The sequence below is a fragment of the Rhodococcoides trifolii genome, assembly GCF_014635345.1.
Taxonomy (GTDB): Bacteria; Actinomycetota; Actinomycetes; order Mycobacteriales; family Mycobacteriaceae; genus Rhodococcoides; species Rhodococcoides trifolii.
In genome coordinates this window covers 1-16,338 of record NZ_BMCU01000011.1, presented here as the reverse complement: position 1 = coordinate 16,338, position 16,338 = coordinate 1, and the positions used below count along the sequence as shown (strand labels likewise).

16 protein-coding genes are annotated in these 16,338 nt (G+C 64.0%); 5 read left to right on the top strand and 11 right to left on the bottom strand.

Annotation, left to right across the window (positions count from 1 at the left end; genetic code table 11):
- Nucleotides 1–95 precede the first annotated feature (95 nt).
- The 3 genes from IEW02_RS24840 to IEW02_RS24830 form a co-directional block, all read right to left on the bottom strand.
- A complete protein-coding gene (locus tag IEW02_RS24840) occupies nucleotides 96–1,625 on the bottom strand; it encodes a class I adenylate-forming enzyme family protein (protein WP_188548110.1) in 1,530 nt (509 codons plus the stop codon).
- A 93-nt stretch (nucleotides 1,626–1,718) separates the two neighbouring features.
- The gene (locus IEW02_RS24835) at nucleotides 1,719–2,561 is read right to left on the bottom strand and encodes a mycofactocin-coupled SDR family oxidoreductase (protein ID WP_188548108.1); all 843 of its coding nucleotides are present in this window, start codon (nucleotides 2,559–2,561) and stop codon (nucleotides 1,719–1,721) included.
- 107 nt (nucleotides 2,562–2,668) lie between these two features.
- Nucleotides 2,669–3,793 carry a substrate-binding domain-containing protein gene (locus tag IEW02_RS24830; protein WP_188548106.1) on the bottom strand — a complete coding sequence of 375 codons (1,125 nt, stop codon included), beginning with the start codon at nucleotides 3,791–3,793 and terminating at the stop codon, nucleotides 2,669–2,671.
- A 158-nt stretch (nucleotides 3,794–3,951) separates the two neighbouring features.
- Between IEW02_RS24830 and IEW02_RS24825 the strand changes: the two genes are divergently transcribed.
- Nucleotides 3,952–4,851: an HpcH/HpaI aldolase/citrate lyase family protein gene (locus IEW02_RS24825; protein WP_188548104.1), complete on the top strand. Its 900-nt coding sequence runs from the start codon at nucleotides 3,952–3,954 to the stop codon at nucleotides 4,849–4,851.
- Nucleotides 4,848–5,300: a MaoC family dehydratase gene (locus IEW02_RS24820; protein ID WP_188548102.1), complete on the top strand. Its 453-nt coding sequence runs from the start codon at nucleotides 4,848–4,850 to the stop codon at nucleotides 5,298–5,300. The genes IEW02_RS24825 and IEW02_RS24820 overlap by 4 nt, the downstream gene beginning before the upstream one ends.
- A 76-nt stretch (nucleotides 5,301–5,376) precedes the next feature.
- Here the strand turns inward: IEW02_RS24820 and IEW02_RS24815 are convergent, their stop codons facing one another.
- Nucleotides 5,377–6,387, bottom strand: a complete 1,011-nt coding sequence (locus IEW02_RS24815) for an ABC transporter permease (protein WP_229746323.1) — start codon at nucleotides 6,385–6,387, stop codon at nucleotides 5,377–5,379.
- A gap of 12 nt (nucleotides 6,388–6,399) precedes the next feature.
- The gene (locus tag IEW02_RS24810; RefSeq protein WP_229746322.1) at nucleotides 6,400–8,841 is read right to left on the bottom strand and encodes an ATP-binding cassette domain-containing protein; all 2,442 of its coding nucleotides are present in this window, start codon (nucleotides 8,839–8,841) and stop codon (nucleotides 6,400–6,402) included.
- Nucleotides 8,842–9,237: 396 nt separating this feature from the next.
- Here IEW02_RS24810 and IEW02_RS24805 point away from each other — a divergent pair, with 396 nt between their 5' ends.
- The 3 genes from IEW02_RS24805 to IEW02_RS24795 are packed head-to-tail and all read left to right on the top strand — an operon-like array spanning nucleotide 9,238 to nucleotide 11,419.
- A complete protein-coding gene (locus IEW02_RS24805; protein ID WP_188548098.1) occupies nucleotides 9,238–9,615 on the top strand; it encodes a DUF485 domain-containing protein in 378 nt (125 codons plus the stop codon).
- Entirely contained in the window at nucleotides 9,612–11,162 is a 1,551-nt protein-coding gene (locus IEW02_RS24800; protein ID WP_188548096.1) for a solute symporter family protein, read from the top strand. Before IEW02_RS24805 ends, IEW02_RS24800 begins: the two co-directional genes overlap by 4 nt.
- On the top strand, nucleotides 11,159–11,419 hold the full coding sequence (locus IEW02_RS24795; RefSeq protein ID WP_229746321.1) for a response regulator transcription factor: 261 nt from the start codon (nucleotides 11,159–11,161) through the stop codon (nucleotides 11,417–11,419). The genes IEW02_RS24800 and IEW02_RS24795 overlap by 4 nt, the downstream gene beginning before the upstream one ends.
- 235 nt (nucleotides 11,420–11,654) lie before the next feature.
- Here IEW02_RS24795 and IEW02_RS24790 read toward each other — a convergent pair whose 3' ends face one another.
- From IEW02_RS24790 to IEW02_RS24770, 6 genes are all read right to left on the bottom strand, one after another.
- Nucleotides 11,655–12,695 carry a CdaR family protein gene (locus IEW02_RS24790; RefSeq protein WP_188548094.1) on the bottom strand — a complete coding sequence of 347 codons (1,041 nt, stop codon included), beginning with the start codon at nucleotides 12,693–12,695 and terminating at the stop codon, nucleotides 11,655–11,657.
- Between the two features lie 41 nt (nucleotides 12,696–12,736).
- Nucleotides 12,737–13,927, bottom strand: a complete 1,191-nt coding sequence (acmB, locus tag IEW02_RS24785) for a methyl acetate hydrolase AcmB (protein WP_188548092.1) — start codon at nucleotides 13,925–13,927, stop codon at nucleotides 12,737–12,739.
- 32 nt (nucleotides 13,928–13,959) lie between these two features.
- Nucleotides 13,960–14,943 carry an alpha/beta hydrolase gene (locus tag IEW02_RS24780; RefSeq protein ID WP_229746320.1) on the bottom strand — a complete coding sequence of 328 codons (984 nt, stop codon included), beginning with the start codon at nucleotides 14,941–14,943 and terminating at the stop codon, nucleotides 13,960–13,962.
- Between the two features lie 356 nt (nucleotides 14,944–15,299).
- A complete protein-coding gene (locus IEW02_RS25295) occupies nucleotides 15,300–15,644 on the bottom strand; it encodes a nucleotidyl transferase AbiEii/AbiGii toxin family protein (protein ID WP_229746318.1) in 345 nt (114 codons plus the stop codon).
- A gap of 11 nt (nucleotides 15,645–15,655) precedes the next feature.
- Nucleotides 15,656–15,934: a hypothetical protein gene (locus tag IEW02_RS25290; RefSeq protein ID WP_229746316.1), complete on the bottom strand. Its 279-nt coding sequence runs from the start codon at nucleotides 15,932–15,934 to the stop codon at nucleotides 15,656–15,658.
- A gap of 16 nt (nucleotides 15,935–15,950) precedes the next feature.
- Nucleotides 15,951–16,338: transcriptional regulator (locus tag IEW02_RS24770; RefSeq protein ID WP_188548090.1), on the bottom strand; the 388-nt coding region annotated here is incomplete at its 5' end.

Genomic DNA, 16,338 nt, shown 5'->3' with positions numbered 1-16,338 from the left:
GAAGCGTCCCCTCTGTACACAGTGACCGTCGCCAGCGATCTGATGAACTGTCGTACGTTAGTGTAACGGAATCTCTCTGCGCCGCTCGGCGTGTCTCACCAGCCCATATAGGTACGCACCTTGGGTTTGACGATCTTCCCGCTCGGATTCATCGGGAGATCGTGCGCGCCGACGAGGGCGATCAACTTCGGTACCTTGTAGCCGGCCAGGTGACTGCGCAGGAAGGTGGCGAGTTCTCCTTCGGTTACCGTCATGCCGGGTCGAACCGCGATGACCGCGCGCACTTCCTCGTCCCACTCGAGGCTGGGTACACCGAGTACGGCGGCTTCCATCACGGCCGGGTGGGTGTGGAGGAGTTGCTCGATCTCCGAGGAGTACACGTTTTCCCCTCCCGTCTTGATCATGTCCTTGGCGCGATCGCGGAAGAAGAGAAATCCCTGTTCGTCTCGTTCGGCGAGGTCGCCCGTACGGAGCCAGCCGGAGTCGTCGAGGACCTCTGCGGTGGCGTCGGGGCGGCCGAAGTACCCGGTCATGACGCCGGGGCCGCGCACGCAGATCTCACCGATCTGTCCGGTGCCGACCGGAGCGTTGTCGAAGGGGTCCCGCAGTTCGACCTCGGCGAGGAGGTATTCGGTGCCGATCGATCCGTCGATCTCGGGCCTCATCATGTCCAGTGGCAGCAGCCGCGTCACCATCGGACCGGCTTCGGTCAGCCCGTATCGGAAGAACAGTTCGATGTCGGGGACAAGTTCGGTGACGGCGAGTTTGTCGGGCATGCGGAGCAATCCAGCCCCGGAGTGCAACGCCTTGAACGTCTTTCGGAAGCCGGGGCGATCGAAGGTGTCGGCTTTGAGCATGCGCCGGATCATGTTCGGCACCAGGAACATGTTGGTGATGTCCTCGCGTTCGACGAGTTCGCCGATGGCGTCTTCGTCGAATTTCTGTACCAGATACGAGAAGTTGCCGGTCATGTAGTGAGGGAGGAACCAGCACAGCAGCGCCGCGGAGTGGAACAGGGGTGTGACGATGAGTCCGCGGTCCGAGGGCCTCCCGCCGATGCGTCCGTCGGCGATCTCGTTGATGCCGTTAGTCAGGATCGCGCGGTGCGAGAGCACCACTCCTTTGGAGAAGCCCGTCGTGCCGCCGGTGAACAGGACGCACGCGGCGTCGGTTTCCACGACGCTGGTGTCGGTGAGAGTGCTTGCGGTGAGTGCGGTTTCGAAGCCCCCGCCTTCGGTGAGGATGCGAACCGGCGCTGCGAGGTCGGGACTGTGCGCCGCACCGTCCATGGCCGACTCGAACCCGCGGCCGACGAGGACGACCTTGGCGCCGGTCTCGTTGATGCCGTGGACGAGTTCTTCCGGTGCCCATCTCCAGTTGTAGGGGACGAAGGCTGCGCCGGCCGCGACGATACCCAGGAACGTCTCGATCGAGAAGACGCTGTTGTCTGCCAGGACTCCGACGGTGTCGCCGCGTTGCACACCCTCGCGTCGTAGTGCTGCGGCGATGCGCCAGGCGCGGTCGGCCAGTTCACCGTGTGTCAGCCGCCGGCGTGCATCGGCAATGGCCTCGCGCTGCGGATGGAGGCGTTCGTTGCGTCGGATGGCGTCGACGAGGGTGTACATGACAACTCCTGTGTTCGAAAGACTGTGCAGGGGGGCGGACGTCGAGTGCCCTGCGGTTGCCTGAACCGCAGGGCACGTGTGCGACCGGAGGGGTCAGCCGCCGACTTTCTGGCTCGCGCCACCGTCGACCGGAAGGTTCACACCGGTGACGAATCGGGAGTCGTCCGTGGCGAGGTAGAGGACGGCGTTGGTGATGTCGCTGGCCTCGACCCACGGAAGGTTCGGCAACGAATGCATCGAGCCGAAGGCTTCGAGCGAGTCCTCCATAGTGGGGTCGTCGAGGTCGGGCCGGAAGAGCTTGTAGAACGTGGAGTTCTGCAGCAGGTCGGTGTTCACGTTCGTCGGCGAGACCGCGTTCACCCGAATGCGCTGGGGCCCAAGCTCGTTGGCGAGGGTGTGCATGAGGCCGATGATGCCGTGCTTCGCTGTGACATAGTGCCCGACGTTCGGGTACCCGCCCAGACTGGAGGTGGATCCGGTGAAGATGATCGAGCCACCTTCACCTCGTTCGACCATGTTCGGTACCGCTGCTTTCACGGTGTGCCAGACGCCGGTCAGGTTGATCGCGATCATGTCGTTCCACTGTTCGGGCGTGAGGTCGAGCACCCGTCCTGCGGAGATGACCCCGGCGTTGGCGCACACGATGTCGATTCTGCCGAGCTGGGTCAGTCCGTCGGCGACGGCGGCCTGCATCTGGGCGAGATCGCGCACGTCGGCCTGTGCCGTGACGACACGTCGACCGAGCCCCTTGATCAGGCGCGCCGTTTCTTCTAGGTCGTCGAGCGATGCCAGCGGGTAAGGCACACTGCCGACCTGCTGTGCGATGTCGATGGCGATGATGTCCGCGCCCTCACCTGCGAGCCCGAGGGCGTGCGACCGTCCCTGGCCGCGGGCGGCCCCGGTGATCAGGGCGACTTTTCCGTCCAATTTTCCCATGATTGTTCTTCTTTCTCGCGATTATGGTCTGTCGGTCAGACTAGTGTTCGTTCGTCTTCGATGGCGCGTTTCCAACAGCCGGTTCGAGCACGTGGCGGTACCGGCTCCTACTGCCCGAAGACGTCCTGCAACTGCTCGGGGCTGAGCTGAGAGAACATGTCCGCGTCCGGGGGGTAGCTGGGGTTGCAGGGCGGGTTCTCGCCGGCAAAGGTGTCGATGCCGAGCGGTACCTGCACGACGGACGGTTCGTCCAGGGTCACGCCCTGGTAGTCGGCCATTCCACGTCGAAATGCGTTGCGTACGAGGCTGGTCGTGTGCTCGCTCGATGCGAAGGGGAACGCTTCGCCGCTGGCGTTCAGCCCGTCCCACAAGCAGTTGAGTTCGTTGTTGCTGGCGGAGTTGGTGAACATCGGGAGCGGTCGGTTCACCTGCTGGAAGGCTTTGACTGCAGCGGATGTGCTGACGCCGTAGTCGGAAGCGATGCCGTCGATCTGAGGGTACTTGGCGAGCAGACCGGCGACCGCCTTCTGGGCGTCGACGGCGCTCCAGTTGGTGACGATGTAGTCCTCACTGAGCAGCGTGAGGTCCGGGTACTGGGTGAGGCCCTCTTTGAATCCGGCCAGAAACTTCGCCGATGACTGCGCGCCGGCAGGCCCGCCGAGCATCAGCACGTTGCCCGTCTTGAGGTGCTCGCCGTACCAGTTGGCCCAGTCCACACCCGACTGGTAGGAATCCTGAACCACTTTCGCGGAGTAGTCCGTGCCTTCGGCGCCGCCGAGGTCGACGAAGTAGTCGACCGTCGTCACTCCTGCCGCAGTGGCCGAGCGCAGCGCGGGAAGCATCGACGCGCCGAAGTCGGGAAAGGTCAGCATGACGTTCACGCCCTGGGTGGCAAGGCCGTTGACGTCGGCGATTGCCTTCTGCTGATCGCCGTTCGCATTGGCGTACCGAACTTCGGTGACGTTGGGACACTTGGAGGCCTCGTCCTCGAGCTCGGCCAACACGGTCTTGCGCCAGGTGTCACCGCCGTACCCGTCGGTCAGTGCCACGACCGTCGGCTTGTCGCCGCAGATGGTCGTTGCGTCCACCTCGTCGACTCCGGCGACCTGAGCCGCTTCGCTCGAACCTCCGGTCGAACCCGATCCGGCGTCGGTGGTGGTGGAAGCGCAGGCTGCACTGGTCAGTGAAAGGACCGCAGCGAGAGCTGCAACGGGCAAGAATTTGGGCCTCATGGCAGATTCCTTCGTGAATGGATACGAGCAAGCGTTCGTAAGTGTGGCCGGTCGTACGAGGTTGTGTCAAGCCTCACAATGCAATCTCGTCCTCCGAAGTCGGATACCTCGCAGATCTGCTCTGGACGAACAAACATACGTTCGCTAAAGTCGGTCGTATGCGCCCTTTGCGATCACTGTTGTTCGTGCCTGCCCACCGAGAAGGCTGGGCTGAGAAGGCCGTCCGCGCGGGTGTGGACGCGATCATCCTCGACCTCGAGGATTCGGTTCCTGCCGGCGCGAAAGCGGACGCGCGGGCAACTGCCCGCGCCACCATCGACTCGCTCCACCGAGCCGGCTCGCCCGTCACGGTTCTGGTGCGACCCAACGCACTCGACACCGCCGAGTACGGCGCGGACCTCGGCGCCGTCGTCGTACCGGGCCTGGACGGGCTGTTGCTTCCCAAGATCTACACCGAACGAGAAGTTCTCGACTTCGCTGCTCTCGTCGCCCATTTCGAGATTGCGGCCGGAATCGACATCGGAAGTGTCGAATTCGTTCCGACGCTCGAAACTGCGAAGTCCTTGGCGCACTGCGAGGCCATTGCGGCCGCGCATCCGCGGGTCGCGTCGCTGATGGTGGCCGCCGCGCGTGATGCCGACATCTCACGCGAGGTCGGGTTCACCTGGAGCGCGGAGGGGCTCGAGACCCTGTACTACCGCAGCCGCGCCGTGGTGGCGTGCCGCGCCGCCGGGCTCAGACACCCCATCGTCGGCTTGTGGCAGGAGATCACCGACCTGGAGGGACTGCGCGCGTTCGCCGCGGCGAACCGCAACCTCGGCTATGCCGGTCAGGTCCTGATCCATCCCTCGCACGTGTCGGTGGCGAACGAGGTCTACGCGCCGGACCCCAAGGTCGTCGAACGGTACCGACGCATGATCGATACGTTCGAACACGCTCAGGCACAGGGCAATGCGGCTGCCCTGTTCGACGGTGAGCACATCGACATCGCACACGTGAAGACTGCTCGCGACGTCGTCGCGTTGGCAGAATCGATCGACTCGAAGGAGACATCATGAGCGGGCTGTACTACGAAGAGCTGGAACCGGACCTCGTCATCAAGCACGATGTGACCAGGACCGTCACCGAGACGGACAATCTCCTCTTCACGACGCTGACCATGAACGTGCAGCCCCTGCACCTCGACGCCGAATTCGCCAAGGGAAGTCCCTACGGCCAGCGCATCGTCAACAGTGTCTTCACACTCGGCGTGGTCGTCGGAATCCCGGTGGCGGAGACGACGCTCGGAACGACGCTGGGAAACCTCGCATTCGAGGAGATCAGCTTTCCCGCACCGGTTCTGATCGGAGACACGCTGCGGGTGGAGACGCAGATCCTCTCGCGGCGGGAGTCCAAGTCGAACCCCGCGACGGGTATCGTGCGGTTCGAGCACCGTGGGTACAACCAGGACGGCAAGCAGGTCTGCCTGGTGCGCCGTTCCGGACTGATGAGCAAGCGGCCCGTGTAGGCACGGCCCTTCTAGACACAGCTCAGCGGCGGCGTATCCAGTGGATACGCCGCCGCTGTTCGCTGTGCATCGACCCCTATGCGGTGGACCGTCTCCGCCCGGCCAGGCGTGCGAACGGGATGTGCCGGATGGCGGTGGCCAGCACCAACGCGATCGCCTGTGCGAGAAGTTGAATCGAGTTCGGTGCGCCCAGCGTCAGAACGAGCTGACCCAGCTGGGTCAGGAACAGCGCCGCGGCCGCGGTGGCGACGACGCTGCCTCGCCCACCCGTGAACGGAGTTCCGCCGACGACGACCGCGGCGATGGTGGGCAGTAGATAGTCGTTGCCCATGACCGGTGTTGCGGTCCCGATGAATCCGGCGAGGATGACCCCGGCGAAGGCGTAGCACAGTCCTGCCGCCGCGTAGGTGCCGATCTTGTAGCGGACGTCCGGGATCCCTGCGGCGCGGGCGGTGCTGTCACTTGCCCCCACTGCGACGAATCGTCGTCCGATCACCGCACGGCGCGTGATGAGCGTGGCAACGACGATGAACACCAGCGCGACCAGAACGGTGTGGGGGACACCGAGGAAGCGGCCGCGTGCGAAGTCGCTGAGGGTAGGTGAAGCGGAGACGGGAAATCCTCCCGAGACTTGGCGTACTGCGCCGATGATCAGTGCGTTCGATGCCAGTGTCGCGATCAGTGGAGTGATCGACAGCTTGGCAACGAGGAAGCCGTTGAACGCACCCGCGGCGACACCCGCGACGGCGGCCACGAGCAACGACACGGTCAGGGAGAACCCGCGAGTGGTCAGGTACCCGGTGAGGATGCCGGCCATCGTAATCCCGCCGGCGACCGAGAGGTCCAGCCCTCGCTGCTGCACCACGAGGGTTTGCCCGACGGCGGCGATGGCGAGGACGCCGGCGAAGGGGAGCATGTTGATCAGCGCGGACCCGCTGGTGCTCCCGGGCGCGACGACGGCGCTGACCACGAACAGAGCGAGGAGGGCGATCCAGATCCACCCGAACTCGCCGGGACCGCGCACGCGGAACCGCGCGGGCGCCTCGGCGTCGGATTCGGTTGGGGGATGGGGCAGTAGAGCAGTCATGGTCGGTACCTTTCAGGCCGCTACTGCGCGTTTGCGACTGAGCGAGTAAGCGGACACTGCGATGATGGTCAGTCCACCGAGGAGGTAGAACTGCCAGGCGTCGCTGAGGTTGAGGAACGATGTGACGGCGTTGACCTGGGTCAACAACAGAGCTCCGACGGTGACGCCGATGAAGCTTCCTCGTCCGCCGAAAATGCTGGCGCCGCCGATGACGACGGCTGCGATGCTTTGGAGGGTGTAGTTGGTGCCCGAGCTCGCGTCGCCGGATCCGATCTGTGCCATCAGCAAGATTGCCGCCAGACCGGCCAGACCAGACGCCGCCAGGTTGGCGCTCAGGCGAATCAGTTTCGGGCGAACACCGATCACGCGGGCCGCTTCACTTCTCGATCCCACTGCTCGCAGGGACAGGCCCCATGTCGTGCGGTATAGCGCGAACTGCAGCGCGACCGCGATCGCGACGACCACGAGAACCGAGATCGGCACGAACCCGACCTTCGCCGAGATTGCATTCGTGATCTGGGCCGAGATCAGCCCGCCGGGGGTTGGACGCAGCGTCTGGGACACCGCCTGGATTCCCATGTAGGTAGCCAGTGTTGCGACCATGGGGTGCAACCCGACGAGTTCGACGAGTGCCCAGTTGAGCAGTCCGATCAGCACAGCCACTCCGAGGATGGCGATCCACCCCCACAACTGAAGTCCGGGTGAGGTTCCGTCGACGAGGTAGAACGATGCGATCACCACGGTCAGGCCCATGAGCGGCCCGACGGAAAGGTCGATGCTGCCGGTCATCATCAGAACCTGTTGACCCAGAGCTACCAATGCCAGGGTGGCCACGAGCGCCAGGATGCTCGAGAAGTTGCGCTGCGTCGCGTAGAACGGGCTCAGCGCGGATGCGTAGAAGGCGAGACCGATGATGGTCGCAGCGATGAGATAGGCCGGGGCACTGTCCTTGTCGAGCCACTTCCAGACACCGCCGGCGCTGCGGCTACGTTTGTCTCGCGTCGACGTCGCCGTGAGCACGGACCGGGTGATGTTGGTTTCGGTGACATCGCTGCCGCTCAGTTCGGCTTCGACCTTCCCGCGGGAGAACACGAACACCCGGTCGCACAGGCCTGCAACTTCGTGAGCGTCGGAGGATCGGAGGACGATCGCGGTTCCCGCGGCGGCGACGGCTCGCAGCTGATCGTAGATCTCCATCCGCGCGCCGATGTCGACACCCTGGGTCGGCTCGTCGACCAGCAGGACTTTCGGCGCCGCTGCCAGGACGCTCGCGAGGACGATCTTCTGTTGATTCCCGCCGCTGAGCGATCCGATGGGCGTCTCGACCGAGGGGGTCTTGACGGCGAACTCGCTCGACGCCGACCGCGCGGCGCTCCTTTCGGAGGACGAGCGTACGAAACCCGCGCTCGCGTACTTGGTCAAGCTTCGGATCGAAAAATTCTCTCGTACAGTCAGTTCGGCGAAAATACCCTCGCGATGGCGATCGCCGGGCAGGTAGACGATGCCGCCGTCGACCGCGGAAGTGGACCCGCGGACGGAGACGTTCTTGCCCGACACCTGCACCTTGTCCGAGGCGCCGGTCATCCCGGCGAGCGCGCGCAGAGCCTCGCGCTGGCCGTTGCCGTCGATACCGGCGAACCCGATGATCTCGCCCGGGCGGACGTCGAGGGTGACATCGTCGAAGCCGGGACCCGAGAACCCCGTGAGCTCGAGGACTGGATTCTCGGAGGTCGGGCCGGCCTTGGCGGGGAAGGTGGTGTCGACGGCGCGGCCGACGATCAGGTCGACGATCTCTTGCTCGGTCAGGCTGTGGGTGTCGTGTGTCCCTTGTGCTTGTCCGTCTCGCAAGACGGTGACACGGTCCGAGATCTCGCGGACCTCACGGATGCGGTGCGAAATGTAGACGACGCTCTTGCCCTGCGCACACAAGGCCCGAACGTTCTCGAACAGACGGGTGACGTCCTCTGCGGCAAGATGTTCGGTCGGTTCGTCGAGTACGAGAATGGACGGTTCCTGCGCGAGAGCCTTGGCAATTTCGACGATGAACCGATGCTCGGGAACCAACGACGCAACACGTTCGTCGACATCGAAGGTGATCTGCGTGCTCCACGCAGCGAGTCGCTCGCGGGCCCAGCTGCGCATGCGCGCACTGGACGGCCGCCGTTCGCTCGACACACCCAGATACAGGTTCTCGGCAACTGTCAGGTCCGGCATCAGGGCCGGCTCCTGTCGAACGATCGCGAGACCGGCGCGGCGAGCACCCTGCGGGTCCGCCTCGATGATCTGCCCGTTGATGGTCACAGTTCCGTGATCGGGTTCGAGCGCGCCCGACGCAACCGCCATGAGTGTCGACTTACCGGCCCCGTTCTCACCGATGAGACCATGGACCTCACCGGCCAGGACAGAAATGGACACCTCGTCGAGGGCTTTGACGCCGGGGAACGACTTCGACACCGCGTCCAACACAAGAAGAGGCCCCGCGGTCGCCAACGCTGTGTCACCCCCGCCCTCGTAGTCGCCCGAGCCGGTTGTGTACGTCCCGATTGGGGTCGAATCGCCCCCCGTGGGTCGCCTCTCCCCATGCGGTGGCGCTGACGATCTGTCCATGGCTTCTTCTCCGACTCGAACGAAGGTGTTTTACGAACGAACGTTAGTCTGGTTGTGACGGACGCCTCTGTCAAGGTCCACCCGCCTACGCACAGCTGCGACCGACCTGCCCCGGGTCCCTGGTTACACCGCGGGCGCGGTGACTCGAACGAGCCCGCAACGGCTTAAAGCATTGAGACCTTGCGATTTCGGACAGGCCCGGCATACCCTGAGCAAACAAACACTCGTACGTAAGGTTGTCTCGTGAACCCCACTGGCCGCAACGAAGAACACGTCGACAAAGCGCTGGAAGATCTGTGGACGAGTGGACGCATGTCGGTGCTGCGGTCTCGGCGAAAAGCGTTGTTCGTCCGTGTGTGGATCGTCTTCGCCGTGGCGTGGACGTTCTTCATCGGATGGCCCGCACTCGCGCCCTCGAGCTACGGCACCATCGTCACTGCCGGCCTCTCGGTAGGCATGATCGTCTGCGCTCTCTACGTGATCGTCTGCTTCTCGCTCACCCTCGCCTACGTCCGTGCGGCGCGGGGATGGGACCTGCTGGCAGCGGAGATGATCGCCACCGGAACCGGCGACGTGCGCGCCGACACCAACTCGAACACGGGCACCGGAGGCCTCGAATGAACAACGGTGGATTCAACACGACAGCGATCGTGATCAGTACCCTCGTGGTCGCATTGACCTTGTGCGCAACGTATCTCGCCGCCCGGCGGACACGCACCACCAGCGACTACTGGACTGCCGGCGGCGGCATCTCCGGAAGAACGAACGGTGTCGCCATCGCCGGAGATTTCTTGTCATCCTCCTCGCTCCTCGGATACGCCGGACTGGCATTCCTGTTCGGACTCGATGGTGTTCTGTACGCCATTGCAGCCTGCGCCATCTTCTTGATGGTTCTGCTCCTGATTGCCGAGAAACTTCGCAACCTGGGTCGTTTCACTTTCGCCGACGCCCTGGCCCTGAGACTGAAGGCCAAACCCGTACGGATCGTCTCCGCGATGTCGACCCTCGCGGTGTGCATCTTCTACCTTCTGGCACAGCTCGTTGCCGGCGGAGTGCTCATGGAAGCGTTGGCAGGCATCGACTTCAGCTGGGGTGTGGTGATCGCCGCCGCGCTGATGCTCGCCTACGTACTCTTCGGCGGCATGCTGGCCACCACCTGGGTCCAGGTGATCAAGGCCGCAATGCTCATGGCTGTCGTCACCCTTCTGGTTGTACTGGTACTGATCAAGGTCGACCCGAACCCCATCAACGTGATCAACCGGGCAGCTCTCGCCACACCGGTCGGCGACGCGTTCCTCGGAACCGGTCTCAGCTTCACCAACCCCTGGAACCTGATCTCCATGGGTGTAGCAGTCACCCTGAGTTCCGTCGGACTCCCGCACGTCCTGATGCGATTCTTCACAGTTCCCGACGCCGTTCAAGCCAGACGCTCGGCGGTGTGGGCCGTCGGACTCATCGGAGTGTTCAACGTCCTGATCGCATTCCTCGGTCTCTCCGCGCGCGCTGTTCTCGGCCCGGAAGGAATCGAGCAAGCTGGACCCGGCGGTAACCTCGCGCTACCCGCTCTTGCCCAATTCCTCGGTGGCGGGCAGACATTCGGCGGAAGTCTCGTGCTCGCACTCCTGGCTGCGGTCGCCTTCGCAACCATTCTCGCTGTCACTGCCGGCTTGGTGCTCAATGGATCGAGCACGGTCGCACATGACCTGTGGACCACCGTCTTTCACGGCCGCGAGAGCGACGAGCGCAAGGTCGGTCGAATCGCTGCTGTCGTGCTCGTGGCGATAGCAGTCGCGATCACCCTCGCCATCGGCAGCGCCCAGAACGTGACGTTCCTTGCCGTGGTCGCGACATCCATTGCTGCAAGCGCCAACTTCCCAGTTCTGCTTCTCACCCTCACCTGGAGCCGTATGAAAACACTGGGCGCTGTCGTCGGGTCATTGTCCGGTCTCATCAGCGCGTTGGTGCTGATCGCGATGAGCCCCGCTCTCTGGCCCGACGCGTGGGGCAATGCACCCTTCCCGCTGACCTATCCGATCTTGGTCTCGCTTCCGATCGGCTTCATCGGCTGCTACATCGGCAGCGTGCTCAGCCGAGAACCGGAAGATCCAAAGACGTTCGACCGCTTGCGGGTTCGCGCCCTCACCGGTATCGGCGCAGACGCGTCGTGACGCCTACCGCAGTGAACGAAGACGAGGATCTCAAGCAGGGCCCGTCACGCCATGACGCTGACTGGGAATCCCTGACCCGCAGAGAACGCCAAATCCTGGACGGAGTCGTTGCCGGACTGAGCAACCCGGAAATAGGGCGGGAACTGTTCGTCAGTCCCAATACAGTGAAGTTCCACGTCGGGAACATCCTGCGCAAGCTCGGGTTGCGGTCGCGCATCGAGGTAGCGGTGTGGGCGACGAAGAACCACCGCAACTAGTCTGGAAACCCAGATCGTCGAGGAAAAAGGGACGAAACCTTCGTCGCCCCCGGCCTGTACTGGCTCGTGGCCACCCCCGGGACGCCACCGCATTCAGGTACCCACCAAGGGAAAGCCCAACTCAGTAGGTGTTCATTCGCAGTAAGTCCTGTTGGTTACACCGACGGTCAGATCAATTCGCACTAAGAATCACTGAGTGAATGATGCTCTGGCGCTCCTGTGTCGTCATCGGTACTTACCGAATGGCGGGTGCGGGTAGATCGAGCACTCGGGACGTGGCCAGCCGGTGTTGTAAGTAGGCCAATCCCAACCTGATTCGCCCGTAGCCGGACATAGGATCGAACGTCATGATCTCGGCTACGCAGTCGAGTCGCGATTGCATGGTGCTGTGATGCACCCCAGCCAGCCGTGCCGCGTGGCGGACCGACGGCGCGTCGAGAATGGCGTCGACGGTGGGTCGAGCCCAACTGTGAGTCATGACGTCGGCCATGCGGTGAACGTCCGGTCCCGTTCGTCGTTCCGGCGCCTCCGCGAGCAGTTCGACGATCCCGGTGTACCGATCCGCGTCGACGTACGGTTCGCGTTCTCCGTCGCACAACTGCAGAGCCACCATTGCGGTGCGGAAGGAGAAGTCGAGGTCGTCGTATCCGACCGCTGTTCCCGCTCCGGACGGACGAACGTCGAGACGGTCTGCGGCCGCGTCGACTACCACGATGTGGATCGGCCCGTGCGCTGTGCTCACGACGTCGGACGCGCTCGAGGGGTGCGAAGTCCACACCGCGAACAACGGGGCCGCGAGCACTCGATATTTGCGTCCGGCGGTCAGTCCCAACCGTTCCGCCGCGGCCCGCCGTTCTATCGGGTCGCGCTCAGGGTCCACAGTGGTACCGAGGTCGCGACTGGGTTCGAGATCTCGTCGCTCCATTCCGAGGCGTACCCCGACGGCCAGTGCGAGACGCTCGACGATGATCGCATCGTTGGCATGCGGTGAACCGGTTCGTTCCAACCACACACTGGCACCGGCCGGGAGTTCATAGGAGAAGACGTCGGTGGGCGGCCCACCGTCGAGCAAGTCCCCGTGTTGGGTCATGCGCATAGTCCGCCGCGGTTCGGACACGGTCAGCCCCGCCGGGCAGCCGGCCAGCGACGCCGCGGTGCTGAGGAGGGCGCGGCTGTTGACGTTGCCCCGGATGAGTTCGTCGAAGCAGGCGATCACCCTGATGCCGAGACTGGCATCGGGGTCGAGTGCAGCGATCTTGCCGAGCAACTCCTGCATTCGACCCCTTCCGCCGGTCTCCCGCTATGTTCTGTCCATTGTCAGCCACGCACCGCGTCGTAGGTGGCCTTCTCGAAATCCAGGTAGCCGCCCACCGACCCTGCGTCGGCGAACGGGAAGATCTGCGTGGCCCAGTACCCGCCGATCCCGTTGCGTCGATCTATCCAGTAATACAGGTTGGCCAAACCTGCCCAGGCGATGCTTCCGGCGGGTCGGCCGGTTGGGGCGTCCTCGTCGTTGATCATGAACGTGTAGCTCCAGGACTTCGGCATGCCGGGAAAGAACTCTGCGTCGTTGCTCAAGGTCGGGATCACGCCGGGAAGCATTTTGACCTTCAGATCGCCGAGGTGGTTCTGTACTGCGAAGTCGACGGTGTCGGGTCGAAGGATCTGCTGGCCCGACGCGGACGAGCCGTTGTTGAGCCACATCCTGATGAAGGAAAGGTAATCTCCTACAGTCGAATACAACCCGTGGCCGCCCATGTCGACCTCGGGGTCGGGCAGAGCGAAGTCGGTGGGCGTGAGTGATCCGTCGGCCTCCCGCTGATGCATCGTGGCGACGCGGTCGCGTGTGGTGTCGGACAGTGTGAAGGCCGTGTCGTTCATGCCGAGCGGTTGCAGGATCCGTTCGCGCATGACCTCGCCGAGGCGTTTTCCGGTGATGCCTTCAACGACCTGGCCGGCCCAGTCGATGTTGCTCCCGTATTCCCACTGTGTGCCGGGATCGAACAGTAGAGGCGTCTGCAACGCCTTGCGGCTGGAGGTCACGATGCTGGGCTGTCCGTGCTCGGTGGCCAGCCGGTTGTACTGCTCGTTGAAGAAGTCGTATCCGAATCCGGCGGTGTGCAGCAGCAGTTGTTTGGTGGTGACGTCGCTCTTGGGGGCGCGCAGAACGGGTTGACCGCTGTCGTCGAAACCGTCGAGGACCTGAACATCGCCGAGCGCGGGTACGTATTCCTTTGCTGGGGCGTCGAAGTCCAGAACTCCTTCCTCGCGGAGTTGGAGTGCGGCGACGCCGGTGAGCGCCTTCGTGGTGGAGAAGATGGCGAAGACGCTGTCCGTCGTCATCTCGGTCTTGGTGCCGACGTCTCGGTATCCCGAGGCCTTCAGATATAGCGTGTCGTCCTTGTCCGTGACGCCTGCGACGACGCCCGGCACCGATCGTGGCGCGTCGTCGACGACGGTGTCGAGGGCGGAGGCGAGTGTCGAGCGGTCGATCTGCGGTGCGGTCATCCTGTGCTCCTTCATCGGTTGGAATCGAGATGTCAATCGGCAAGGCGGTTTTCGACCCACGCGGTGCGGGCTCGGATCATGCCTTGCGCGAGGGTGGTGTGCGGTGCGAAGATGTCGAACGCGTGAAACCCTCCGTTCCAGACGTGTAGCTCGGCGTCGCTGCCTGCATGCCACAGCGCGGTCGCGTAGTCGACGGCCTCGTCGCGAAATATTTCCGCTGACCCGACGTCGATGTAGGCCGGCGGTAAGCCCGAAAGGTCGGTCGAGCGGGCGGGCGCAATGTAGGGCGACACCTCCGAGGTCCGGTATCGGTCACCGAGGACGGCGCGCCAGCCGGTTTCGTTGCTCACGCGGTCCCAGACGCCCACTGCGTCGAATTGCTTTGTCGACAGGGCTATTCCGCGGTCGTCCAGCATCGGATAGATCAACAGTTGGCCACACAGCGCAGGGCCGGAGCGATCGCGTGCGGCGAGTGCAAGGCCGGCCGCGAGCCCGCCACCGGCACTGGCCCCGGCAATCATGATGCGGCCGATGTCCACACCCAGTGTCGCGGCGTTGTCGACGATCCAGAGCAGAGTTCTGTACAGGTCCTCGCGTGCGTAGGGGTCGGGGTACTCGGGTGCCAGCCGATACTCCGGTGAGACCAGGACAGCGCCGAGCCGCTCGACCCAGTCGAGATTGAGGGCGAGAGCGTTGAATCGGTCACCGAACATCAGGCCGCCCGAGTGGGCGTAAAGGATGACCGGCCGAATTCCCGTGTGCTGCGGGGAATTGAAGACGGACACGACGATGTCGTCGCCGAGATGACCACGGATGGTGTGTTCGTGGTGGTCGACGTCGTGACCGCACAGAATGTCGGCGACTGGGGGTGACGCGTAGGAGCGGCGCATGAAGGGGATCAGGTCCGGGGTGATCGTGGGAGGAAAGACCCCGCCGACGATGGCGAGACCGGCCCGGAGTTCGGCGTCGATCTCGGGTCGGGGGAGCCGCTCCGCTCCGTCCTCGGACTGTGTCACAGGTCATAGTATGGCGACGGGCTGAGGACAAGGTAACCGCCTATGCGGCGCAGATTTGGGGTCCGAACCCGCCAGACGTCGGTGTTGAGATGTCTCGAACGAACAACCAGCGAGAACGAGGTCGAAACCCGTAACCCGGTTGCAGTCCGTTGGCTATGGTCCACAACCATCTTGTGCACGTTGGTGATCGGAACGGCCGGACTGACCCGCGCGAACGGCCTCGGCGCCAGTCACTTGGAGCTGCTCCGGTCCCAGTCATGGCTGGTGCGGAAACTGGTGTTTGCGCACCTCGATGCGATCGAGTCGGCACTCGCTCAACGAGGTTTCTGCGATCGGCGGCCCGCGTTTCTCAGCCGTTAGGAGTGGGCCTGATTCTGCCAAAGTTCGGTGGCCCAGGTGGCGAGGAAGTGTCGTAAGTCGCTGACGTTGGCTGTGTGGACGGGGATGTCGTCGATGGTGAATCGTCGGAGGCTGTCGAACATGGTGGCCAGGATCTGGTGGTCGAATCCGGTGTCGACGTCGGCGGCAAGGCTCAGCAGGGTCTTCTTGTCGTAATGCGTTGTCAGTGTGTAAACGTCGGCGAAGTCTCGGGCTTCTGCGCGGTCGAACAGAGCAACGAGTTTGCGGCCGGCGAGTTCGTCGGGGGCGAAGGTGGGTCCGACGATGCTGGCGGTGGCGGGCATGCCGGGCGGGGAGTCCAACGCCAGATCGATCAGTAGGTCTTCGGGTCCGTGGACGAGGAGTCGGCAGAAGGTGTCGCTGTCGTGGATGCGGTCGACGGTCCAGCCGCGGGTGCCGGCGGCATCTTCGAATTGGTTTCGGGCGTCGGTGACACTGCTCCGGCCGCGGAGGTGAAGAAATCCAGGTCCTGGGTGGGGCGGGTAGTCATTTGCTGTGCGAGCAGCGCGGCGCCGCCGGCGAGGAGGAAACCGTCGCTGGCGGGGGTGGTGAAGAAGAGGTGAGCGACCGTGGTCTGGAAGTCCGTGAGCATTATCGGATTCGCGATCTCACGTGTGCTGGGTTCGTTGGGGGAGGTATTTCTCGATCGTCGGCGTCCAGGCTGTTCGTAGGCTGCGGGGCAGGACGAGGTCGGGCCAGAGGTCGAGCAGGAGTGCTCCGTCGATGTAGGTGAGGACGTCAGTGGGTGTTCCTTCGCTGAGCACGATCTCGTAGAGCAGGGCGCGGTCGGGTCGGTCCGCGAGTCGGTAGGTGCGGCCGGGATTGGACCAATTCAAGGTCAGTGGAAGTTCGACGGTGGCGAAGGCTCGGTGAAGTGGGAGTCGGGGTAGGGCGTCCGGGACGAGATGGTCCCGCCCGCCGGAACCGGGTAGGGCGCGGAAGGTGATGCGCGGGGTGGCGTCGAGGTCGAATCCGGCTTCGGTGAGCAGTCGTTGG